Annotated in this window: 24 protein-coding genes; 1 reads left to right on the top strand and 23 read right to left on the bottom strand. The window is 35.6% G+C overall.

All coding sequences use genetic code 11. The features are described from left to right. From ACIQ4I_RS09560 to ACIQ4I_RS09575, 4 genes are all read right to left on the bottom strand, one after another. On the bottom strand, positions 1 to 1,068 hold the full coding sequence (locus tag ACIQ4I_RS09560; RefSeq protein WP_403095674.1) for an acyl-CoA dehydrogenase family protein: 1,068 nt from the start codon (positions 1,066 to 1,068) through the stop codon (positions 1 to 3). Next, a complete protein-coding gene (locus ACIQ4I_RS09565) occupies positions 1,065 to 2,213 on the bottom strand; it encodes an acyl-CoA dehydrogenase family protein (protein WP_403095676.1) in 1,149 nt (382 codons plus the stop codon). The genes ACIQ4I_RS09560 and ACIQ4I_RS09565 overlap by 4 nt, the downstream gene beginning before the upstream one ends. A 997-nt stretch (positions 2,214 to 3,210) precedes the next feature. Then, the gene (locus tag ACIQ4I_RS09570; RefSeq protein ID WP_403095678.1) at positions 3,211 to 4,707 is read right to left on the bottom strand and encodes a class I adenylate-forming enzyme family protein; all 1,497 of its coding nucleotides are present in this window, start codon (positions 4,705 to 4,707) and stop codon (positions 3,211 to 3,213) included. A gap of 377 nt (positions 4,708 to 5,084) precedes the next feature. Next, the gene (locus ACIQ4I_RS09575; RefSeq protein WP_403095680.1) at positions 5,085 to 5,384 is read right to left on the bottom strand and encodes a hypothetical protein; all 300 of its coding nucleotides are present in this window, start codon (positions 5,382 to 5,384) and stop codon (positions 5,085 to 5,087) included. A gap of 181 nt (positions 5,385 to 5,565) precedes the next feature. On the opposite strand from ACIQ4I_RS09575, the gene ACIQ4I_RS09580 reads away from it, so the two are divergent. Further along, positions 5,566 to 6,408 carry a DUF2268 domain-containing putative Zn-dependent protease gene (locus ACIQ4I_RS09580; RefSeq protein ID WP_403095681.1) on the top strand — a complete coding sequence of 281 codons (843 nt, stop codon included), beginning with the start codon at positions 5,566 to 5,568 and terminating at the stop codon, positions 6,406 to 6,408. A gap of 21 nt (positions 6,409 to 6,429) precedes the next feature. On the opposite strand, the gene ACIQ4I_RS09585 is transcribed toward ACIQ4I_RS09580, so the two are convergent. The 19 genes from ACIQ4I_RS09585 to ACIQ4I_RS09675 all read right to left on the bottom strand — a co-directional run bounded on the left by ACIQ4I_RS09585 (position 6,430) and on the right by ACIQ4I_RS09675 (position 24,273). Beyond that, positions 6,430 to 7,137, bottom strand: a complete 708-nt coding sequence (locus tag ACIQ4I_RS09585; protein ID WP_403095682.1) for a class I SAM-dependent methyltransferase — start codon at positions 7,135 to 7,137, stop codon at positions 6,430 to 6,432. A gap of 178 nt (positions 7,138 to 7,315) precedes the next feature. Further along, complete coding sequence (locus ACIQ4I_RS09590; protein WP_403095684.1) at positions 7,316 to 8,269, bottom strand: cation diffusion facilitator family transporter; 954 nt, start codon at positions 8,267 to 8,269, stop codon at positions 7,316 to 7,318. Between the two features lie 14 nt (positions 8,270 to 8,283). Next, on the bottom strand, positions 8,284 to 8,607 hold the full coding sequence (locus ACIQ4I_RS09595; protein WP_403096125.1) for an ArsR/SmtB family transcription factor: 324 nt from the start codon (positions 8,605 to 8,607) through the stop codon (positions 8,284 to 8,286). Between the two features lie 916 nt (positions 8,608 to 9,523). Next, positions 9,524 to 10,345 carry a DNA repair protein RecO gene (gene recO / locus ACIQ4I_RS09600; protein ID WP_403095686.1) on the bottom strand — a complete coding sequence of 274 codons (822 nt, stop codon included), beginning with the start codon at positions 10,343 to 10,345 and terminating at the stop codon, positions 9,524 to 9,526. A 23-nt stretch (positions 10,346 to 10,368) separates the two neighbouring features. Further along, a complete protein-coding gene (gene era, locus ACIQ4I_RS09605; protein ID WP_403095688.1) occupies positions 10,369 to 11,280 on the bottom strand; it encodes a GTPase Era in 912 nt (303 codons plus the stop codon). Next, on the bottom strand, positions 11,267 to 11,674 hold the full coding sequence (locus tag ACIQ4I_RS09610) for a cytidine deaminase (RefSeq protein ID WP_397539356.1): 408 nt from the start codon (positions 11,672 to 11,674) through the stop codon (positions 11,267 to 11,269). Before ACIQ4I_RS09610 ends, era begins: the two co-directional genes overlap by 14 nt. 9 nt (positions 11,675 to 11,683) lie before the next feature. Beyond that, entirely contained in the window at positions 11,684 to 12,046 is a 363-nt protein-coding gene (locus ACIQ4I_RS09615; RefSeq protein ID WP_403095690.1) for a diacylglycerol kinase family protein, read from the bottom strand. Next, complete coding sequence (gene ybeY / locus ACIQ4I_RS09620; RefSeq protein ID WP_403095692.1) at positions 12,033 to 12,521, bottom strand: rRNA maturation RNase YbeY; 489 nt, start codon at positions 12,519 to 12,521, stop codon at positions 12,033 to 12,035. Before ybeY ends, ACIQ4I_RS09615 begins: the two co-directional genes overlap by 14 nt. Positions 12,522 to 12,537: 16 nt before the next feature. Then, on the bottom strand, positions 12,538 to 14,667 hold the full coding sequence (locus ACIQ4I_RS09625; RefSeq protein ID WP_403095694.1) for an HD family phosphohydrolase: 2,130 nt from the start codon (positions 14,665 to 14,667) through the stop codon (positions 12,538 to 12,540). A 268-nt stretch (positions 14,668 to 14,935) separates the two neighbouring features. Beyond that, positions 14,936 to 15,892 (bottom strand): PhoH family protein, encoded by a 957-nt coding sequence (locus tag ACIQ4I_RS09630; RefSeq protein WP_403095696.1) that lies wholly within the window; start codon positions 15,890 to 15,892, stop codon positions 14,936 to 14,938. 2 nt (positions 15,893 to 15,894) lie between these two features. Then, positions 15,895 to 17,013 carry a sporulation protein YqfD gene (locus tag ACIQ4I_RS09635; RefSeq protein ID WP_403095698.1) on the bottom strand — a complete coding sequence of 373 codons (1,119 nt, stop codon included), beginning with the start codon at positions 17,011 to 17,013 and terminating at the stop codon, positions 15,895 to 15,897. A 5-nt stretch (positions 17,014 to 17,018) separates the two neighbouring features. Continuing rightward, on the bottom strand, positions 17,019 to 17,258 hold the full coding sequence (locus tag ACIQ4I_RS09640; RefSeq protein ID WP_403095699.1) for a hypothetical protein: 240 nt from the start codon (positions 17,256 to 17,258) through the stop codon (positions 17,019 to 17,021). Between the two features lie 50 nt (positions 17,259 to 17,308). Then, a complete protein-coding gene (locus ACIQ4I_RS09645; RefSeq protein WP_403095701.1) occupies positions 17,309 to 17,764 on the bottom strand; it encodes a hypothetical protein in 456 nt (151 codons plus the stop codon). A 30-nt stretch (positions 17,765 to 17,794) separates the two neighbouring features. Continuing rightward, the gene (gene floA, locus ACIQ4I_RS09650) at positions 17,795 to 18,805 is read right to left on the bottom strand and encodes a flotillin-like protein FloA (RefSeq protein WP_403095703.1); all 1,011 of its coding nucleotides are present in this window, start codon (positions 18,803 to 18,805) and stop codon (positions 17,795 to 17,797) included. A gap of 10 nt (positions 18,806 to 18,815) precedes the next feature. Then, on the bottom strand, positions 18,816 to 19,571 hold the full coding sequence (locus ACIQ4I_RS09655) for an NfeD family protein (RefSeq protein ID WP_403095705.1): 756 nt from the start codon (positions 19,569 to 19,571) through the stop codon (positions 18,816 to 18,818). An 88-nt stretch (positions 19,572 to 19,659) separates the two neighbouring features. Beyond that, a complete protein-coding gene (locus tag ACIQ4I_RS09660) occupies positions 19,660 to 21,651 on the bottom strand; it encodes an ABC1 kinase family protein (protein WP_403095707.1) in 1,992 nt (663 codons plus the stop codon). 195 nt (positions 21,652 to 21,846) lie between these two features. Further along, the gene (gene rpsU, locus ACIQ4I_RS09665; protein ID WP_004227078.1) at positions 21,847 to 22,020 is read right to left on the bottom strand and encodes a 30S ribosomal protein S21; all 174 of its coding nucleotides are present in this window, start codon (positions 22,018 to 22,020) and stop codon (positions 21,847 to 21,849) included. Between the two features lie 118 nt (positions 22,021 to 22,138). Next, the gene (deoC, locus tag ACIQ4I_RS09670) at positions 22,139 to 22,807 is read right to left on the bottom strand and encodes a deoxyribose-phosphate aldolase (protein WP_403095709.1); all 669 of its coding nucleotides are present in this window, start codon (positions 22,805 to 22,807) and stop codon (positions 22,139 to 22,141) included. A gap of 659 nt (positions 22,808 to 23,466) precedes the next feature. After that, the gene (locus tag ACIQ4I_RS09675; protein ID WP_403095711.1) at positions 23,467 to 24,273 is read right to left on the bottom strand and encodes an SDR family NAD(P)-dependent oxidoreductase; all 807 of its coding nucleotides are present in this window, start codon (positions 24,271 to 24,273) and stop codon (positions 23,467 to 23,469) included. Positions 24,274 to 24,437 lie beyond the last annotated feature (164 nt).

The following is a 24,437-nucleotide window of genomic DNA, read 5'->3' on the forward strand; positions in this document are numbered from 1 at the left end:
TTAATATGTTTGGTAAACTTTATTCGCAATTGTTAAGCTCTCCCAAAGACTTTCATCTGATTGGAGTAGTTCATTTGCCAAAATTTCACTCCATTCAGATTGAGTAACACCTTCATCGCGGTAAGACCATAGTCGTCGCGTATATTGATGTAAATTATGTTCATGTGTAACACCGATTGCCCCATGAACTTGATGTGCTGAAGTGGAAACTGTTTTAGTCGCTTCATCTATACGAATTCTTGTAAGAATTACTTCATTTTGATGACGATTTTCTACTAACGCTGCAATCATATTATCTACAGCTGATCTAATAATTACAGTTTCACCAGCTAACAATGCTAGATGTTCTTGTACAAGCTGGAAGCGATGAATTGGACGTCCAAATTGTTCCCTTTCTTTCGTGTACTGTACCGTTAAATCATTAATTTTTTCAATTGTACCTGCCATCAAGGCAACCTTCGCAGCCGTTTCAACATGCATAATGGTTTGCAATTGTTCTGATGTAAGGGCTACAACACTTTTGTGTAATACTTTTACATTTTCAAGTATTATTGTATCTCGGGGTTCGCAAGATAGATTTATATTTTGTTCTAGAAACGTATCTTCTATAGCAACTTTTACTAGATAGTCGCCTTCCTCCGCTTTCGCGATTGCGACAAGCTCATCAGCATGTCGAGCCCAAGGGACATTCGTTAGTGTACCTCTTACCGTTTGATCGCCAGTGAAAACTAATTTCTCATTGGTATTTACTGTATACGTTACTTTTCGTTCTGTTATAGGAAGTTTAACAAGCTCCAATAAATAGTTGGCAAATGTATATTCAACAAATGGAATTGGAACAGCATATTTTCCAACTAGACGGTAAATGTTCAGTAGATCCTCTAAATCCCCATCTGCACCACCTGCATCTTCAGATATAGTAACGCCCAACATTCCATTATCATTTAATATAGACCATACGTTTTCTGCCCACTTTCCTTCCTCAACGAGGTCAACAGTTTCTTTCTGTACATGGTCTTTAAAAATTTTCTCGACTACATCGATTAACATATCTTTAATTTCACTCATCCAGCAACAACCCCTTTCGCAATGATTCCATATAGTATCTCTGTTGTTCCTCCCCGAATTGTAAAACCAGGAGAATGTAAAATGGATTCTGCGAGTAAGCGATCCAATTTACGATCTGCATCTTTTCGTGGATAAGTTGTTACTAATAAACGTGCAATTTCAGGGATACTTTGCTCAAATTTTGTTCCAATCGCTTTCACTAATGCTGCTGGGATTGCAACTTCTCCACCTTCTTCAAGTACTTTTGCAACACCGATTGATAAATTTCTTAAACTCCATAATTGTGCAACCAGTTTTGATACCTGGGTTAATCCTGCTATATCATTTTGACGTTTTAATTCAGCGATTAATTCTTCTAGGAGTGGGAAAGTACTTAAAATTCGTTCAGGACCACTGCGTTCGAATGCTAACTCAGCTAGGCCCTGCTTCCATCCGTTGCCAAGTGTTCCAACAACTCTGTTATCCGGAACGAAAACATTTTCGAAAAATACTTCATTAAAATGATGCTCTCCCGTTAAATATTTAATCGGTACAATGCTAACACCTTCTGCATGTAAATCTATAATGAGTTGGCTTAAACCATTATGCTTTTTGACTCCATCAAATGGCTCCGTTCTTACAAGCGTGATCATATAATGAGCATCATGAGCATTACTTGTCCATGTTTTCGAACCATTGAGAATCCAGCCACCGTCTACTTTTTCAGCTTTTGTACTAACTGATGCTAGATCTGAACCACTATTAGGCTCACTTAAACCAATAGCAAAAAAGCACTCACCATTTGTGATTTTGGGTAAGAAAAATGCTTTTTGATCTTCTGTACCATAGCGTAAAAGAAGTGGTCCCGATTGTCGGTCAGCAATCCAATGTGAAGCAACCGGTGCACCTACTGCTAGGAACTCTTCTGTTAAGATGTAACGTTCGATTGAGCTACGTTCCTGGCCACCATATTTTTTGGGCCACGTCAAACCAATCCAACCCTGTTCACCGATTAATTTAGAAAAAGATGGATTACAACCGCTTAACCATGAATCACATTTCGTATTAAATGTTCCTTTTTCAAGCTCCTTTTGCAAAAAAGAACGTACTTCTAAGCGGAATTTTTCTTGCTCTTCTGTAAATTGTACTGTTGGCAACTTAACCATTTAGCTCCTCCTTTTACCGTTATGCGGTAACTATTATTGTATATGCGTATTTTACCAATAATTCGAGATTCACACAATTTATTTTTTCAGAAAATTCAGAAATAGTTATTTGGAAAAAGTTTATTTTCTTAGGTTAGATTTAGAAAATCCAATAAATGTTCACTTTCTTGAATTCAAAATAATATACTAAAATAAATTAATTTCTAATAATTTTTCTTTTTCAACCTAATTGAATCAATTTCATAAGTCCATTTTCGGTTTTAAAATACAAACATTTTAAAACATTAACTTTTCCATATTCAAATTTGGATGTTCCGCTACAGACGGCGCTTTCCGGGGCTTGGCCTCAATCTCCTCGTTAAAGTAAGCTCACTTTGCTAGCTTCTACTTAGTAGCACTAAGTTTAGGGTACTGGAAAGTGTTTAAAAACAAATATTAATAGTATTAATCTGTTTTCTACATGATGTGGAATTAGCTTCGCTTTCCGCGGGCGAGCGTTGAGCCTCCTCGCTCACTTCGTTCACTGCAGGGTCTCACCTGTCTCGCTTTCCCGCAGGAGTCTACGCTAATTCCACATCAACAAACATAGCAATACAAGATTTTTATAATAAATTTTCATCTATTTTACTTTTTCAGTTCCTTTTCTACGTTCCTGAGGGGGTCTGCTCAAGCTTTTCCTGTAAGTCTATGAATAATCTTCACTTAATTAACATCGCACGAAGGAAATGCGAATGCATTTTTGAGGACTCGCCGTCTGCAGTGATGAAGCAATGACCAAAGTTGGATACCATTAAATGTTCGAATACTTTTTATAAATTTTGTATTATGAAATTGATTAAACTGAAAATTTATAAAAAAAGCATTCACTAGTGTTTTACACACAGTGAATGCTCTAGATATTCTTCTAATTTATCATGCAATTTGAAGTAAGGTTTGTTTCATGCATAAGTTGTAACTCTTTTTGAATTCTCATCCTACAAGTAAAATGACTAATTACTTACCTGTTGCGTAATGAGTTTTTCAATACTTTTCCGCTAGCATTCCTAGGGAGAGTATCCACCAATTCTATTTCTTCTGGTAATTTATACTTCGCTAATTTCTTAGAACAAAATGCAATAATTTCTCCTTCAGTTAATTGCTTACCTTCTTTTAATACGACGAAAGCTTTCGGCACTTCTCCATAAATTTCATGAGGAATACCTACTACTGCTCCTTCTAATAATTCAGGAATTTGATATAATACTTCCTCCACTTCTACTGGATATACATTTTCTCCGCCACGAATTATCATGTCTTTTTTACGGTCTACAATATATAATAATCCGTCCTCATCAAATCTTCCTAAGTCCCCACTAAATAACCAGCCATTTTGAATTGTTCGTCTCGTTTCCTCTTCATTTTTCAAATAACCTTTCATAACTTGCGGCCCTTTTACAACTATTTCTCCGACCTGACCAACTGGTAAGGGTTGACCAAACTCATCTACTACTTGTACTTTTGTCAAAGGTAACGGCTCCCCTACAGATCCTACTTTTTCAAGTGCATGATGATCTTTTAGTGTAGAAGTAGCTGGTGAATTTTCTGTTTGACCATATAAGTTTTGGACCTTTACTTCCGGATAAAGTGCTTTTATTTTACGTATTAATTCAAATGGCATTGGAGCAGCGCCATAGGTAAACAAGCGGAGATTAGGTAAGTGTAAACTTTCCATCTTTGGTATATTCAATAAAATACTGTACATAGACGGTACTCCAAAGAAAATAGTAATATTCTCTTTTTCCAATGTATTTATCGTTTGCTCAGGTGAAAATGCCTCCTCGATAACGATCGTTCCTCCTGCGTAAATAACAGGAATACACAACACATGACTTGCTGCGCAATGGAATAATGGTGCAATTATATGCATACGATCTTTCGAATTAAGATCCATTGCTTGTCCCCAAATTTCTGCAGCTGCACTTACATTGCCTGCTGTCAACATGACTCCTTTTGGTTTTCCAGTCGTGCCAGAAGTATAAAAAACAACTGTTGTCGTATCTGCATCAACATCAACTTCTTTATATGAAATCATCTGATCATTGAATACCGCTTCCAGTGTTTCTTGACCACCTACTTGTAAATAATCTTGAAAATTATTAGTAGTCTCAGGTAATTCATTTAAAATAGATTCTAAACGAACATCATATATCAGTGCCTTTGCTTCCGAATGATTGAAGATATAGTCAATCTCTGTTGCAGTTAATTTTGTATTGACTGGCATTACTGTAAAGCCACCGAGTTGGCAAGCATAGTAACATGTTAAAAAATAATCTGAGTTAAATAAGTACACTGCGATTATGTCTTCTTGTTTATAGCCTTTCATTTGAAAATAACCAGCTAATCTTTTTGCTTGCTCGTAAAACTTCGCATAGGTTGTATTTCTACCATTAAATTGAGTGATCAAATGATTTGGTTGTTTTTTTGCATATAATTCCAATTTTTCTGAAACGAGCATCTTTAAATCCCCCTTAGTATATTTTTCATAAATAACTCCACAACATTTCTTTATTTTCTATTTTGAAACTATTATATTTATGAGTTTTCCATAGTATGCTATTTTTTTGAACACATAGTTATTTTTTTCTTATTTAAAGCTCTTCATTTCGGGTTGAAAGCCAAAGCTCATGATTGTTTTATTGAAAAATAAAATTAACTCCACCTATTAAATCAAGCGATTTAGTAGGGGGAGTTATAATAAAACGGACGCTGTTTATTCTTGCACTCACTTTATAAATTTCACTGTATGAACAAAACTTAGATGTTAAATTTATCGAAGCTTTTCTAAATTAGGGATGTTACATATTAAATACTTAACGAAAATCTCTTGCCTACTTACCAGAAAAACACTGAAGCTAAACCAATTCCAATAATTGTACCAAGTGCTATACCAATACCGAATGCAGCAACACGACGTCTACGGAAACCAAAAAACGGTGTATTGAAACCGAATCCCGGCCCACCTAACCCAAATCCTAAACCATAGCCTCCCATATTTCCATGCGGGCGAATCCAGACCATATCACGATCAACACGTGTAATTTCTCCCACATGAACACTACCATCCCTACATCTAATTCTCACCATTTTTCCATGATGTTGACAACATAAATTATATACATTAGACGGATTCATTATTATCCCCCCTCCATATTTTTTTACATACAAGTATGCCTTGCTATTATATGAAGTGAATCCTACTGCCAAGAGGACAACGGTCTAGACATCTTAAAGTTGTTATACATCTTTAATTTTCAAAAACAAAGCGCTTATTGCTACATATGATACAAATAAAAGATTAAAAGGGATGAGGCATTTGTCAGTTATTCAGACTCAAAAATGGCTATATGATTTTGTAGATCGATGTAAGGAAGAATCAATTATGGATATGGGATCTATACAATGTGAAACCCTCTGTAATCCTTTAAAAAAGGTATTTCCGAAAGTAAATCCTCAAGTTATGCAATATGAACTTTTAAATCATGGATTATTCGAGCCTTATGAATGGTTTAAAATCGAATCAATTGTAAAAGAAATGGAAAGACAAAACGTTTGGAAAATAGTAGAAAAAGAATATCAATATTTAAGTAAATTGTGGAATGGACCTAATATACCAATCTATATTTTCCCAATAAAAAAAGGAATGTTGGGGTTCCGTAAGCATTTGCGTAAAAATGGCGTTGCATATAAAGAAGCTATTTTTCTATTTTTATCGACAGAGCTCTCAAAAGAAGAAGTAAAGGCAATGTTGGCACATGAATACAACCATGTTTGTCGGATAAATCAGATTAAATTAACTCCAGAAAGAACACCTCTTAAGGATTCACTCATTATTGAAGGTCTTGGGGAGTATGCAGTAAAGGAGTTGCATGGAGAAAAGTTGTTAGCACCATGGACAAATCTTTATCCATTTGATAAGGCTGTAGATATTTGGAAACGCCACTTTTTACCATCATTAAATATGATGGGAGTAAAAAATCACCATCCATATTTGTATGGTCAAAAAGGCAGCCCGTTTCCAAAATGGATCGGGTATTATATTGGTTATCAAATAGTTAATAGCTATCAGGAAAAGAATGGTCCTTTCAAGGATAACGAGATATATAAAATATCAACAGATACGTTTATTAATGGCTCTAAATTCCCTACAAAGGAATGAACCATTCAATATTTCTGAACATCAAGTTAGGTGACATTTAAATACACGGTATCTAATGAGATGCCCATTTTGCTCGATAAATTGATTATGTTCTTCCCACAAATCATATAAATCGATCGAAATGTTGTCCGATATGTCCATATCATCAATATCACTAGGACTTAGTACGGAGGGAGTTCGCAGCTTATCAATTTTTGTAAAGCCTTTTTGCTGCAAACGGAAGATCCACTCTTCTTCGTTTAAAATTTCTTTAATTCCATAGAGATTGCTTACCTGTTCTTGTAAATCTTCAGACAAAGATTGTTCTGCTGTCATTTCAATCATCATCAAACTACCATTTTCTTTTAATACTCGCGATAGCTCAGATAAAGTTTTATCAATATTAGTAAATGAAATAACTGATTCAGAAACAATGAAATCAAAAGAATGATCCACAAAATTCATATCTTGTATATCTCCTAAAATTACTTTGATATCAAGTCCATCATTTTCAAATCGCTTTTTCGCTTTTTCAATCATGATTGGATTAATATCTATGGCTGTTACTTTGCAGCCAAAGTGATTCGCTAAAAAAGCTGCGGTTTGTCCGGTGCCACATCCTATATCAAGAACATGATGATCAGGCTGGATCAATTCTTTTTCAAAAATTTCAATAGTAAGAGGAAACCCTCCTGGATGTGCCCCGCCAATTCCAAAATAGGCCAATAAATCTAAATAACTGTTAGACATTAATATTCCCTTCCCTCTATTTTTACTTCTATTGTATGCATGCTACAGATTGGTATCGATAGGCAATGAACCTTAAGTTAATTGTTTAATTACATGATTCTATCAGAATATAGCCATAAAAAAGAATTCATCTAGAATGTTTTCTAGATGAATTCTTTTCAATACTATTATAAATGAATTAATGTTCATGATGATGCTCGTACTTTGAATCTAAATTACATAAAATCGTATTTTCATGTTTATGAGAATCCATCTCAAGCTGGACTGTCATATGACCAATACCTAAATGATGTAATTTATGCTCGAGTACTTGAAGAATATCTTGACTTTCTTTTATGGTTAATGAGCCATCAACGACAAGATGACAAGAAAGAGCATTTTGTCCACTTGTAATCGTCCATATGTGTAAATCATGTAAGTCAGTAACCCCATCTGATTCACGTAATGTACGAATAATATCGTCCATTTCTACATTAGAAGGCGTACCTTCCATTAGTACATGAACTGAATCTCTTGTAACTCGCCATCCACTCATTAATACCAGTACCGCAACAATAATACTTGCTAATGGATCAGCCCATTCCCAGCCAAAGAACATGATGAATAAAGCTGCTAAAATAGCTCCAACAGAACCAAGCATATCGCTAATTACATGTAAGAAAGCTGCACGCATATTCAAATTATCATGTGTATCCCCACCACGCATCAATATCCATGCCACTAGAATATTCACTAATAGTCCTATGACGGCAATAATCAACATCCCATTTGAAGCTATCTCCGGAGGATTTGCGAAACGTTGAATTGCTTCGATAAAAATGAAAATAGCAATCAAAATTAATGTCACACCATTTAAAACCGCAGCTAAAATTTCAAATCGTTTGTAACCATACGTATTTTGGTAATTCGCTACCCTTTCACTGATAGAAAATGCGAATACACCAATACCAAGAGACATCGAATCACTTATCATATGTCCAGCATCTGATAATAACGCTAAACTATTTGTGATGTATCCTCCTATCACCTCAACAATCATATAAGCTGTAATGATGATAAATGCTATTAGTAACGTTTTCTTGTTTGCACCATGTGTATGATCATGGCTATGCCCCTCATGTGAATGCCCCATAACTACTTCACTCCCTAATTATGTTTTGCATGATCAATAGTTTGCTGCAGGATTGCCATGACATGCTCATCATCTTGTGAATAATAAAGAGTCGTTCCTTCACGACGGAATTTTACTAATCTTAAATTTTTTAAAAAACTCAATTGATGAGACACGGTAGATTGTTTTAAATTTAATGTTTCACCTATCTCATTTACTGAGTGCTCTCTTTTACTTAATAAATTTAAAATCCGAATACGAGTAGGATCACTAATAGCTTTAAATGTTTGTGAAACGAGAAATAATATTTCTTCGTCTAAATCTTCTGTTTCAAATGGTATTTTTTCTTCTCGCAAAATAAAGGCTCCTTTCAATAAAGTTACAGTACTAAATGAATATATGATTATCCGTTCATATATTCATATTATATGCAATTCATTTGAAAAAAGTCAAAATTAATATTAAAAGAAGTTCAATTGAATCAATTTCATAAATGCTTTTCCGGTTTTTAAATACCAACATTTCAACACATAAACTTTTCAGTTTTCAGATTTGGATGTTTCGCTACAGACAGGCGCTTTCCGCGGGCAAGCATCAGATGTTTTCCTGCATCGAAAGTGAAACGTCAGATGCAAGCCTCCTCCTCACTGCGTTCGTGCGGGGTCTTGATTCGCTTGCTCTTCCCGCAGGAGTCGCCTGTCTTTCGCTCTATTGGTAACTTTTCATTCATATATGGCATCAATCTTGGAATATCTAAATGAATCAATCTCAATAATCAATTTTAGGTTTTTCCATATTCAAAATTAGATTTTCGCTACAGATTGTAAATGTGAATATAAAAATGTACATCATTAAACAATCATTTTTGTACATGCTTAAATTAGCATTTGTAGACGGTGTTTTCCACGAATCTCCTCGTTGAAGTCTGCATCGCGTAGCACACTTCAACTAAGTAACACTAAGTTGAAGGCATTCAAAAAGTAAAAATAAATGAAAGATTATATAAAAATCTTGTTTAGCAATCTTTGTTGATGTGGAATTAGCAAAGACTCCTGCGGGAAAGCGAGACAGTTGAGACCCCGCAGGCAGCGAGGAGCTGCCGAGGAGACTCAACGCTCGCCCGCGGAAAGCGAAGCTAATTCCACATCATGCAGCAAACAGATTAATACTATTAATATTTGTATTTAAACACTTTTTCAGTACCCTTACTTACCCTCAAATTTTATATTTCAACTTCTTTTTATCCAATATGAATAAAATCCAAGCAATCAATGATTATACTTCATCATCGTTTGCTTGGATTTTCCCCTCTTCATTCTCATGAGTTTGACTATTAAAATGAGCATTGAAAAGCAATGGTGTTCTCTCTAGTTGTTCAATAAAAGATCGACTTTTAAATCGCATGCCGGTTTGTTCTTCATAGATTGTAGTTACAATTTTACGTATAAAACCCTTTGTCTCTTTTTTTAACGTAAGTTTACCAATTTGATCGATTGGTACATTATAAAACATACGGATTAGTTTCAGTTGAGTTGGTGTTAAGCGAATGAGATAGGGATCTTGATGAAAGCACCGATGACATAAAAAACCACCTTGCGTAAACGAAAAGGCGAATTCCCCTTCAACTGCACCGCAACTTGCACATGCATGTAAAATTGGTTGGACACCAGTGTATGGTAACATCTTCCACTCCACAAACGTTGCAATTGCTTCTGGATCATAGCCTTCTTCAATCGCATGGAGTGCTTGTGATAATACATCAAATGCATAAGGATCTGGTCTATCAGATTCTACTAAACGATCAACAATTTCAACAACATAACTAGCATAAGCTGTTGCAACAATGTCTTCTTGAATATGTCGCATGGATTCTAAAGGTTCCCCTTGTTGCAATGTCCCCATGCCACGACCTTGCTGAATCATAAAGGTTCCATGTACAAATGGTTGGCTAATGGCAGCTAATCGACTAGAAGGCTTTTTAGCACCTCTAGCCATGGCTGCAATTTTGCCAACTTCTCTTGTCATCAGTGTGACGACTTTGTTTGTCTCACCGTATGGTCGTGTTTTTAAGACAATGCCTTCCCATTTATTCAGCAATTGTCTTCACTTCCTAGCGTTTTTTAATATTCATCATCACGATAGCCGTAATCACGAAGTTGCGATGCACGGTCACGCCAATCCTTTTGAACTTTTACCCAAAGTTCCAAATAGACTTTACTTCCAAGTAACGTTTCAATATCTTTACGAGCACGCGTACCAATTTCTTTTAATAAAGCACCACGTTTACCTATGACAATCCCTTTTTGAGAGTCACGCTCAACAATTATAGAGGCATTGATACGAACTAAATCTTTTTCTTCATCTTTTGCAATTTTTTCAATTTCTACTGCTATAGAATGTGGTATTTCATCGCGAGTTAAGTGAAGAACTTTTTCACGAATAAGTTCTGCAATGATAAAACGTTCTGGGTGATCTGTCACTTGATCAGCAGGGTAATATTGAGGGCCTTCTGGCAAATATTTTTTCAATGTATCAAGTAATTGTTGTACATTGTTACCTTGAAGGGCTGAGATTGGAATGATTTCTGCAAATTCAAATTCAGCTTTATATGATTCGATTATTTCAAACAACTCATCAGGGTGTATTGCATCAATTTTATTCACTACTAAAAAGACAGGTGTTTTAGTGCCTTGTAGCATTTCCATAACGAATTTATCACCAGCACCAAGCTTTTGTGTCGCATTTACCATAAACATAATGGCTTCAACTTCACGCAAAGCATTTTTTGATACTTTTAGCATGAATTCGCCAAGTTTATGCTTTGGTTTATGAATACCTGGTGTGTCGATGAAAATCATTTGTGAATCATCTGTTGTGTATACACCTTGTACTTTGTTACGGGTAGTTTGAGGTTTGTCACTCATAATAGCAATTTTTTGACCAATTACATTATTTAAAAACGTTGATTTACCTACGTTTGGTCGTCCTACGATGGTAACAAATCCTGATTTAAAACCTTTATTTTCCTGCATTCAATAAATCCTCCGGTGAAAAGGCGCCAGGTAACAACTCTGCTACAGTTGTTTCTTTCACGTCGCCTTTCATATTTGTTAAGTATACTGGCATATTTGGTGCGCAAAATTCTGAAATAACTTGTCTGCATGCTCCACATGGTGAACAAGGTCCATCAGTATCAGCTACAATCGCGATTGCCGCAAAATCTCGTTCCCCTTCTGAAACAGCCTTGAACATTGCTGTACGTTCTGCACAGTTCGTCATTGAATAACCTGAGTTTTCAATATTACATCCTTTATACACTTTGCCATCCGCAGTTAATAATGCTGCGCCAACTTTAAATTTTGAATAGGGTACATATGCTTTTTCTCTACCTTCTTTTGCAAGGTCCATTAACTGTTCTTTATCCATTTAAACACCTCAAATCCATAAATTCATCCATTTAGGTAAAAATATAAGTATTCCGATTATAACACTTGCGCATGCAAAAACAAATACAGCACCTGCTGCGATATCCTTTGCAGCTTTCGCTAGTGGGTGTCTTTCAGGAGAAGCTAGATCTACAACTCGCTCAATTGCCGTATTAACCATTTCAAGCGATAGCATAATTGCCATAACGAGAACGAGAATCATCCACTCTATTTTAGATAAACCTGTAAATGCACCTGCAACAATGACAATGCATGCTACCATTAAATCAAAGCGAAAGTTTTGCTCAGCCATTACTTGTTTTAGCCCTGCAATTGCATATTTAAAAGAATGAAAAAACTTACGCGTGTCCATTATTATCACGTGATAAACCGTAAGATTCTAAAATCGCATCTTGCTTACCAAACATAATTTTTTCATCTTCAGGAACCATATGGTCATATCCAAGGACATGAAGGAAACCGTGTACAGCAAGGAATCCTAATTCACGCTCAAATGAATGACCGTATTCTTCCGCTTGTTCCCTTGTACGGTCTATTGAAATAATGACATCACCTAAAATCCGTGGCATACCCTCAGCAATAATCGGTGTTTCTCCTTCTCCAACTTCTTCAAGCGCAAAAGAGATTACATCTGTTGGCGCGTCTTTATGGCGGTACTCACGGTTTATCTCATGTATGGCTTCATTTGTTACAAAGGTGATTGAAATTTCAGTACCATCTTCGATATTTTCTACTTTTGCTGCGTGTTGCAAAAGACTTTCCACTAGTGCAACATCAGATTCCTTTACTTTTCCTGTTTCATCTAAAAAATCGATGTTCAAACTCATTTTATGCCTCCTAGGCTTATTTTGGCTTCGGATATTCAATACGTGAATGGAAGATTCCATTTAAAGTTTCACAAAAAACATGTTCTACTGTTTTAAGTTCTCGGAAAGAAAGATCACATTCATCAAACTGTCCATCCTGCAATTTGTCTTGTACAATATTGTGAACGAGCTGCTGAATTCCCTCTGATGTTGGATTCTTCATCGAGCGTACAGCTGCTTCAACACTATCTGCTACACATATTATAGCAATTTCTTTCGTTTGTGGCTTCGGTCCTGCATAACGAAATGCAAATTCGTCCACATCCGGGTTATTTTCTTTCTCTTTATAGTAAAAAAACTTCACTAAACTTGTACCATGGTGTTGTCTTGCTATATCGACTATTTCTTTTGGCATTTTATGTTGCTCTAATATTTTAGCACCATCTTCTGCATGAGCAATAATAATATCTCTACTTGTCTTTGGTGGCAATTGATCATGTGGATTGATCCCTGACATTTGGTTTTCAACAAAAAAAGCAGGTCTTTTTGTTTTGCCAATATCATGATAATAACAACCCACTCGCGCTAGTAAACCATCTGCCCCAATTGCTTCACAAGCTGCATCCGCTAAATTGGCTACCATGACACTATGATGATAAGTTCCGGGTGTTTCCACTAATATTTTCTTCAATAATGGATGGTTCGGATTTGAAAGTTCGATTAAACGGTATGTAGATAACATACCAAATGCTGATTCAATAAAAGGCAGTAATCCTAGTGTTAATGCTCCTGATAATATTGCGGATACGATTGCTGCTATTAAATAATAAATCAATTCTTTTGCACCATAATTTGATTGTGAGAGAAGCAGATAAAACGCGATAAATGCAATATTAACAGCAGAAACATAAAGACTATTGGACATAACACTGGATCTTTTTTTCGCATTCCTCATGAAATAGATACTAGCAAATCCGCTGAATATAATATACAAAGATACTTCCATCTGAATAACAGATGAATAGCCTTCTTGGAATACAATTCCCCCAACTGCTGCTGTCATTATCGTAGTAAGTATTGCAATACGCTCATTAACTAATACCCGTATGAGCATAGGTACAACTGCTGCTGGGAATAAAAAACCTATCATAACATCGAATTCACTGGATACTAAATCTAATAACTTCATTACTACAATTGATGAAAGATAAATTATAATCGTAATCATCAAATTGCGCGTTTTTAGTTTTGTATCAGCCTTCCAATTATAAAATACTGCATAAAAGAATGCCATCTGTAAAAGGATGAACAACCCTAGACCCACGATTGGCTTAACCGAATGATTATTAGATAACATTCCTGTTATTTCAAGTTGGTGATAAACATCTCGATCGATTAATTGGCCTTCTTGTACAATAATTTGGCCTTGTAAAATTCTAGTCGGATCGACATTTGCTTTTTCTTGTTCTATTCTTTCTTTCGTAAGTTTACTATCTACCTTGTCAGTTTCTACGATTGATGTTCTCGATATTGTTATAGCAATTGCTCGGAGATTATCTGGTATGGTAAAACTATCTCGGACAGACTTTTCAACACTTGCTTTAGCATCAGTAACTTGTTCTTGACGAATCGGCTCAGATAACTTTTTAGATACGATTGATGTTAATGCATCTCGAGTTGATATGAGATCTTTCTCATCTTGTGATAATAGTGTTGAAAGTTCTTGTGTAGTAAATCGTATAGTTTGTCCATTCGTATCAATTCCATCTAATTTCTCTCGCAAACTTTTAATCTCTTCTACTAATAAACTGTCTTTACTTAACTTTTTCTTTTCACTTCCTATCGTTTCTTTCACTTCGATTATGTAGTCGAATGTAGATTTAATGATGGCCGCTTGGTTTTTTCCGATTTCTGGAGAAAACGAATAAACTGGAGTGACTTCACTAGCAACTCTTTCTCGATCTTCATCTGTTTTCTCTGTATCCTCCACTGTTTTTACAGAGCGGATTGTTTCAGGGGATAATTGAAATAGCTTTAAATCATAATGCTCTCCCTCTATATCTCTTACCATAAGGACAAATTGTATAATTCCCGTTATTGCTAGTAAACTTGCTAATAATAAGGGAAAACGGACATATTGGTGTAGTGTTTTTATGAAATTAATCACAGTACTACCTCCTATCTACTTTTATCATACCAAGTGTCCGAAGTTTTTCCATCATTATTTAGTATCAATTAGTAATATTATTTCATTTTTCCATAAATTAGATGACATCTTCACATTGGTGATTGGCACTACTTGGTTTTTATTAGCACCATACACAGCTCTAATAACTCACCCTCTTATTAGCAATACTTACTAAACTCCCCCTCTTTTACAATTCAAAAAAAATCAGAAGCACAATTATGCACCCCTGATTTCAGTTTATTCTATGTTATTTGTGTTCATCATAAGCTTGAATAATTTTCGCAACGAGAGGATGTCTCACAACATCAGCTTGTTCTAAAATTCTAATTTCGATATCTTTTACATGACGCAGGGTGTTTTCTGCACTAATAAGACCGGATTTCGCACCCTTAGGTAGGTCAATTTGTGTTTTATCACCTGTTATGACCATTTTAGAGCCAAATCCTAAACGCGTTAGAAACATTTTCATCTGAGCTTCTGTTGTATTTTGTGCTTCATCTAAAATAACAAAAGCATCATCTAACGTACGACCACGCATATAAGCTAGAGGGGCAATTTCAATTGTTCCACGTTCAATCATACGTGCAGTTTGTTCCGCACCTAAGACATCGTGTAACGCATCATATAGCGGTCTTAAATAAGGGTCAACCTTTTCTTTTAAATCTCCAGGTAAGAAACCTAAGCTTTCACCAGCTTCAACTGCTGGTCTTGTTAAAATAATTCTTTTTACATGACCATTCTTCAATGCTTGTGTAGCCATGACTACAGCCAAATACGTTTTACCTGTTCCAGCAGGTCCAATACAAAAAACCAAATCTTTATGACGGATTGCTTGAATATACTGTCTTTGCCCTATTGTTTTTGCACGGATTATTTTTCCTTTTGTATTACGTGCAATCACTTCATCATAAAGCTCAGAAAAATATTCAACCGTGCCATTTTTAGACATTTCGAGTGCTGACACTACATCACGCTGATTGATGTTAATGCCTTTTCGGATTACTATCAATAATTGCTGTACTAATAAACTTGCTTGTTGTTTATTTTCTTCTTCTCCGACAATGACAATCGAATCACCGCGGGTAATCATTTGAATTTGGAAAGCTTCCTCGATTAATTTTAAATTGGCATCAGAAATGCCTAGAAGCATGACTGCTTCATTTGGATCTTGCATTTGTAATTGAATTGGTTGTTGTTCTGTCATGCTCAATCTCCTTGGTTAATCGCTTGTTTAATTGCAATATTTTCATTCACTAAAAACAATACTTTCCCCTTAACTGTATCATTATCAATAGTAACATTCAAAAGTTTTTCACGTTTTACAACGGTTTTTGGTGGTAATTCTTTTACATATTTTTGATGCAATAGGGGAATTACGATATCTTCCACTGATTTTTCATCAAGCGTAACCTTTTTTTCGATTAATTCTTGCTGTAAGTAGACCTCACCAATCGATGAAAACCACTTAGGTAAATTTACAACTTTCCATTCCTTGTTACTCTTTTTTTCATTTGCCCATCGAAAATGATATGTTTTTTCTCCCATCGTCTGATAAGAAATCTTTTTAGGCATTGAAAAATCTGATTCTATCCAGTAATCTGCATATACTTCTCCTTCAGCTCCATAGACAATATCTTCTTCACCACGTTTTAAAACACCTGATACCAGTAATTCACCATTTTTGACAGCATCATTTTCTTCAACCACTCTTTCTCCCTTTTGTAAGTTAAAATGTGTAATTACACCGCTTTTATTTGCGATTAAATTACCTTTTACTGTATCATTGTTTACTTCGTTTTCTATTGTTGGGGCAGCTAATGGCTCGAAAATCACCTTACTTCCTCTTCGATGAATGTGGACCCAAGATAAATCTCGATGTTTTGATAAAATATATTGCCGTATTAGTGAATCGTCTGGTTTATCTTTTTTCATAAATGGTCCTGCTAAGTGCATTTCTTTTAAAGTTGTGGATAATTCTTCGGTTTGCTCTGGAGTGGCTTTTTCTATAGATACTTGCCAAATCCATTGTGAAAATAAAAAAGGAATGACAAGTAAGATGGCTAATCCTGCATAGACAATCCACTCTTTACGTAATACTTGATCGTCATCTAATGACTCAATCCGAAAAGAAATACCATATTGATAGCGTAATTTTCGAATGGTCGGAAGATGTCTTCGAACAGTGTGGAAAGTCACTTCATTTTCAGTTGTTGTGAGGTGACGCAATACGATTTTAGATTTTGTTAGAGCGTTCAAAAAAGCTGGGAGTCTTTTCGTTCGTTTGATACGAATTCGAACAATGCGATATTCTCGACTTTTTTTCATACATCCTAATCCTCTATTCTGGTAAGCTCAATTTTTTTTAAGTTTTTCATTTCAAGTGCCAACAATTCATCTCGAAGAAGTTTCACATGAAAGGATTCTGCTTCAATTTTAATACGGAAATCTTCATGCAAAAAAATCATGTGGTGGTCTGCAATCGTTTCAAGCATTAAATCTCCTCTGATTCTAATTTGCTGGAAGTTTTCAATTTCGATCAGAGGCATGACTTGTAACAGCCTTTTCGACATAAAAAACCCCCTCTCTTTTTAGCATATGCTTCAAGAGAGGAGGGCATGTGTTATCTTTTTGATTTTGGTGGTCCTAAAATTTCAGCCATTACAAATGCTTGAGCTAACTCATTTGAGTTTTTTGGAAATGTAAATCCAGTTGAGGTAGTGCTTTCTTTTTTAGAAACGGACTTTTTTACCGCTGTTTGCATGATTGCAGTTCGATCAGTTGCAGTTCGATCAGCTCGTTCAAATATCTTTTTCTCTACTGGTTGCTCCACTTTTCCAAGCATTTGAGTAGCTTGTTTTTTCAATTCATCTGATTCAGGAACTTTTTTCTCAATATCTTGTAAAACAGTTTTCGTAACTTCATCCAACTTACGACGCATCGTTTGTTCTATTTTTTTTGGTTCTACCCGTTGCATTCTACGGTTAACTGGAGGAGGTGTTTCTGAAGCTTCTTCGCCTTTGTTTTTTAAGAAATAGCCGATAATCGAAGAGATGATTATGATTATTAGCGCTTCCACAAATGCATCCCCCTTTCTTCATTCACTATATCATTTTTCATCAGTTGTTTTATTAGTATCATAACCATTTTGATTCATCTTACCGATGGAATCACGCATACCAGTATCCGCTTGAATATTTTTGTAATTCATATAATCCATAATACCGATATTTCCTGTACGCAAAGCTTCTGCCATTGCCATTGGTACTTCTGCTTCTGCTTCAACCACTTTCGCTTTCATCTCTTGTACTCTAGCAATCATTTCTTGTTCAGATGCAACTGCCATTGCACGACGTTCTTCAGCTTTCGCTTGAGCAATGTTTTTATCCGCTTGTGCTTGCTCGATTTGCAATTCCGCACCGATGTTTTTGCCGACATCAACATCTGCGATATCAATGGAAAGAATTTCAAATGCTGTACCTGAGTCTAAGCCTTTTGACAATACTGTTTGTGAGATTGAATCTGGGTTTTCAAGTACATCTGTATGACTTTTCGAACTACCAATTGTACTTACAATCCCTTCACCAACACGTGCAACGATCGTTTCTTCACCTGCACCACCGACTAAGCGATCAATATTAGCGCGAACTGTAATACGCGCTTTTGCTTTTACTTCAATACCATTCATCGCAACACCTGCGATAAATGGCGTTTCGATAACTTTTGGATTTACTGACATTTGTACTGCTTGTAACACGTCACGTCCAGCTAAATCAATTGCAGCGCAACGTTCAAATGTTAGCGCAATATTGGCGCGGTGAGCTGCGATCAGTGCATTCACAACGCGATCGACATTACCTCCTGCAAGATAATGGCTTTCAAATTGGTTAATTGTTACAGGAAGACCTGCTTTATGAGCTTTGATTAAAGGATTGACGATACGTGAAGGAATTACTCGACGTAAACGCATCCCCACTAAAGTGAAAATACTTACTTTAACACCCGCTGCTAATGCAGAAATCCAAAGTGCAACTGGTACAAACGTAAATAATACTACAAGTGCTAAAAATACCACTACAATTCCGATAATTGTAGCAATTAAACTACTTGTTAAAACCATTTTTATCCCCCTAAACGTTATGAGACTCTCGTACGACTATACGAACGCCTTCTACTTTAATAATTGTTACCTTTTTATGGGCATCGATATAGCCACCTTCTGTTACTACATCAATTCGCTCTTCTCCAAGCATTGCTGTACCTGAAGGACGGAGAGGAGTCGTTGTAATCGCTTCCTTCCCTAATAACTCTACCCGATTTTCATTTGATACATAGCCTTTCTCCGTATCGGTTGAATCGTTTAAAACCATTTTGTTAAAAACATTTAACTTTTTCCCAAAAAATTTCATCATAATCACCATTCCTAAGACAGCCACGATTAAGGCTGTCAAAATTGCATAAGCCATATGCATCGTATCTGTCCCTGAACTAAGTAAACTCACAATAATTGCTGCAAACCCCATAATACCCAATATTCCGCCGGGCACGATTAATTCTAAAAGTAGTAATATGACACCTAATACTAATAAAAGAATGCTTTGCCATGTTGCATATCCTGCAATCATATGAATCATGTAAAAGAACAATAGTGCTAAAATACTCATGATGCCACCGAAACCAAAATGTGGCGAAAATACTTGTAACACAATACCAATACTTACAATACAAAGTAAAAGAGTAACAACAATTGGTTGTGTCATCCACAAAAGCCAACCACTAATTTGCTGAGTATCAGCCCCGGCGGCATGTACCGTAATAGTATTGTATGGACTAGCAATAAATAATACGGATAATATGGCGACTATTACAATATTCGCTTTTTTCATCAGCTAACTCTTCTCCCCTCCCTTCATTCAAACTATCTCATCTCTATAACATACGAATGAACATGATATAAGTTTCATCAATTTTCAACTAAGCCTTTTTTGAACTACGTATTGCGTGAATGGATAGTCGAACAAGAATTACTGCACTAAGGAACAACCCTAAGAAGGAAGCTGTATTTAAATAGATTGCAGAAACCGAGTTGATAAATTGAGAGATAGCTAATAAAGACACTGAAATAATCCCAATGGTAATTCCCACGAACAACAACATGAAAAGAGATAACCATTGATTGACAAATGAATTACTAGCTCTTTCTGAAAAAACATCTAATTTAACTGTTACTTTTCCTTTTTCAATAGCTTCTGCCATGCTTTCGAAGCGACGAGGCAAATCTTGTAATGTTGGCAATAGCATAACAAGTTCTTGCTCCAACAATTCTTTGGCATCTCTAAAACTTGATACCGGTAGAAAATCTTTTTTGTTTTTTGATGTAAAACGTTTTGCTTCGGTGAAAAGGTTATAATTTGTATCAAGTACATTTAGTGAACCTTCCAATGTAATAAGTGCACGTAAAGCAACTCCTACCATCGGATATAGCCGTAATTCAAATTTTTGAATGATGACAAATAGACATTGAACTAATTCTTGTGCTGAAATTTTATCCAAATAAGATAACTGAATTAGTAACTGACTAAGCGCTTGTAATAGATTTTCTTCCTCATGAATTTCTCCATCTTGAATTAAATGCTTTAGCCCTTCCAATACAATCCGTGGGTTATTCCGTTCGATGCCGATGAACAGTGTTCGAAGCCCTTGTTGTTGAATTGGTCCAATTCTTCCAACCGCACCGAAATCCAAAAAGCACGCTTGACCTGTTCTCTCTTGTACGAAAATATTTCCTGGATGTGGATCTGCATGGAAAACCCCAGTAACAAGTAATTCCTGTAAGAATGTTTCATAAATTGAGCGCAATAAATCTGCTTCCTTAATACTATGTTGTTTCAATAATAATGCACTATCACGTATACTTACCCCATGTATAAATTCAATAACTAATATCATTCGATTACTATATTGTTTGTAAACCTTTGGAATTTTGATACTCTTTTTATCTTTGTGCAAAGCATTTGTCAGTTGTTCCATATTCCTTGCTTCAATTTCAAAATTAATTTCTTCTCGAAGATTATTTGCAAATCCAGTAGCTAATTGATGCAAGCCTAAATTTTCCGCCCAGGAAGATTCTTCAACAAGCCATTCCGAAAAGTGTAAAAGAATATCTAAATCTTGGTTAATTACTGAAGCCACATCTGGTCTTAATAGTTTGACGATTACTTCTTCTCCAGTTTCTTTTAATAACGCTTTATGCACCTGTCCGATTGACCCCGCGGCTAAAGGCTTTTCATCAAAATATTTGAATACCTCTTCAAGCGGCTTTTGAAGACCTATAGATAATTGATCATGTAATTGGTCAGCCGTCATTGGTTTGACGTTTTGCTGAAGCTTTGAAAGTTCTTCGATAAAGGCAGGTGGTAAAGTATCTTTTCTAGTTGAAAGGACTTGTCCAAATTTGATAAAAATACCGCCACATTCTTCTAACGTGTTGCGGAGTGTACTAGCTAAATATCGGTCATTTTCATAGGATCTTTTGTACTTTAGTGTACGCCCTACACCTTGTTTAAAAGCTATTCTAAAAACTTGCGTGAGACGTCTTTGTCGTTTCCAAGTACCACGTACTCTAGTGATAATATTTCGATTGCCAGTCAGTCTCTCCCCACGTTCTCCTAGCTTGATCGGGTCAAATAGCTCCAATATTAAATAAAATAGCATTGTAATGAGCAACATACTACCAACCCAAACAAGCGTGCTAATATTCGTTACTTCATGAATCATGTCTTCCTTTGGGAAGTTGGTATATCTTAAATATGAATACCAATAAACAAACGTTGTGAAGGCCACACTTAACGTAGCAGAAAGTACTTTTTTAATAAAATTAAGTTTTGTTCCTATAAGACGTCCACTAACAAAATAGATCAAGATCCCTATTCCAATTAGCTGTAAAGCTGTCCATAGATATTGCATGGAATCACCTTCGAAGTTATTATTTTCTTTATTTATATTAAAACACAAACTACTTGGTAAGGCTTGTAAAAACATAAAAAAAACAAACTAAATAAGCCGAGAAATCAATTAAGATTTCTCGGCTTAGATCATTTGCGAGTTTATTAAATCATGATAGTGCGTGTTTAGAACGTAGGGATTGTCTAGGAATTTAAATTACCACTTACGTTTACGTGCAGCTTCTGATTTCTTTTTGCGTTTTACGCTAGGTTTTTCATAAAATTCGCGTTTTCTTACCTCTTGAATTGTACCACTTTTAGAAACAGTACGTTTGAAGCGGCGAAGAGCATCTTCAAGCGATTCGTTTTTTCTAACGACAGTTTTTGACATCTCTCTTTCCCTCCCTCCGAACACACGTCAAAGCACAACATTACGTAATAACGTAATAACGTTGTGTACTAAAGAATTATAACTTATTACTATGTTTTGGTCAATACTATTGGGCGAATTAATAGTCTGTTTTTGCACTTTGACCTTTCATAATCTTAACACCAGAGCTTGCACCAATACGTGTAGCTCCTGCTGCTACCATTGCTTCTAAATCTTCTAAACTTCTGACACCGCCAGATGCCTTTACTCCAAGTTCAGGTCCAACAGTTTTACGCATTAATGCAATATCTTCTGCTGTAGCGCCACCTGTTGAAAAACCAGTAGACGTTTTCACGAAATCTGCTCCAGCTGCAACAGACAATTCACACGCTTTTACTTTCTCTTCGTCTGAAAGAAGGCAAGCTTCGATTATTACCTTTACTAAAGTACCGTTAGCTGCTTCTACAACCGTTTTTATATCATTTTCAACTACATCATATTGACTACCTTTTAAAGCACCAATATTGATTACCATATCAATTTCTTCTGCGCCATTAGCGATTGCATCTTTTGTTTCAAATGCTTTTGTAGCACTTGTAGAAGCTCCTAATGGGAACCCGATTACTGTACAAACTTTAGATGTTGCATCTTTTAATTCAGCTGCAGCAACACTAACCCAAGTTGGATTTACACATACTGAAGCAAAACCAAATTCTTTTGCTTCTGCACAAATACTTTTGATTTGTTCTTCAGTTGCTTCTGGTTTCAATAGGGTGTGATCAATATATGAAGCATAGTTTTTAGACATAATGGAAAACTCCTTTAATAATGTAGATGTACGTACATCTCAAGTCTATCATGATTTATTATATCTTTTCCACTAATAACGCAAAACAAACATTAAACAATAATAGTTAATTCCTAGTAGTTCTTTCAAAAGATACTGGAAATAATCTACTTTCTGCACGATGTGGAATTAGCTTCGCTTTCCGCGGGCGAACCGACGAGCCTCCTCGCTACGCTCCGGGGTCTCGTCTGGCTCGTTTTCCCGCAGGATGTTGAATGAACTTCACTGAATTAACATCGCACGAAGAAAATACGAATGCATTTTCGAGGACTCTTCGCTATTTCCACATCAACAAATATAGCAACACAAAATTTTTATAATAAATTTTCATCTGTTTTTACTTTTTCAATGCCTTTTCTACGTTCCTGCGGGACTTTCGGCTCAAACTTTTCCCGTAGTACTATGAGTGAACCTCACTGAATTAACATCGCACGAAGGAAATGCGAATGCGTTTTCGAGGACTCGCCGTCGAAAGCGGTGCGTTGAACAAAAATGGATATTGTTAAATGTTCGTATATTTTATAAATTTTGCATTATGAAATTGATTCAATTAAACAAAACCGTATAATTTTTTTACATACGGCTTTCTGTTTAATTGAATTTCATTTTACATCATGATTTTATTTTTGTTGTGTAGCCATCCATGCATCAAGATCTGCGATTGTTGGGTTACCAATGTAGTGTCCACCTTCAATTTGTAATACTTGACCAGTCATGAATTTAGATTCATCAGAAGCTAAATAAACTACTGCATAGCCTATATCTTCTGCTTCTCCATTGTAAGGAAGTGCATTGTATTTAGTGAAAATATCAAGCATTGCTTGAGGTAAATTATTTTTTGCTGCTGGCGTTAATATTAATCCAGGTGCTATAGCATTACAGCGAATTTTTTCTTTACCGTATTGAGTTGCGATATATTTTGTTAAATGTGCTACGGCTGCTTTTGATGCACCATATGCTGAACGAATTGAGTCAGATGCAAATGCAGCCATTGAAGTAGTATTTATAATTGAACCTCCACCTGCTTTTTGCAAATAAGGAATAGCGTAACGAGCACCAAGTAGAACAGATTTTAAGTTGATGTTCATCAAACGATCCCATTCTTCTAAATCCATATTAACAACATCTAAATCTTTTTTTAAGTTTGTAATACCAACATTGTTATAAAGTACATTAATCGTACCATATGTGTTCACAGTAAATTCTACTGCAGTTTTAATAGATTCTTGTTGACCTGCATCTAGGAATACAGCAGAAGCTATATAACCTTGTTCTTGTAATGCTTTTGCTTCTTTTTCAGCACCTTCAATATTAAAGTCTGCTAAAACAACTTTAGCTCCTTCTTTTGCCAATAATTGTGCAGATGCTAAACCAATACCTGATGCTGCACCTGTTATTAATGCTACTTTACCTTCGACACGTCCCATTTTGGATATTCCTCCTTTAATTAATAAGAAATTTATTTCTTATCCCTTTCTAAATATACTTTAACATCTAAATATTAGATATTAAAATAAAAAGCATAAAAAAAGATTCTACCCAAAAATATTTAGGTAAAATCTTTTCCGACATAGCTAGCAAAGCAATGCAG

The sequence above is a fragment of the Rummeliibacillus sp. NPDC094406 genome, assembly GCF_044763875.1.
Lineage (GTDB): Bacteria > Bacillota > Bacilli > Bacillales_A > Planococcaceae > Rummeliibacillus.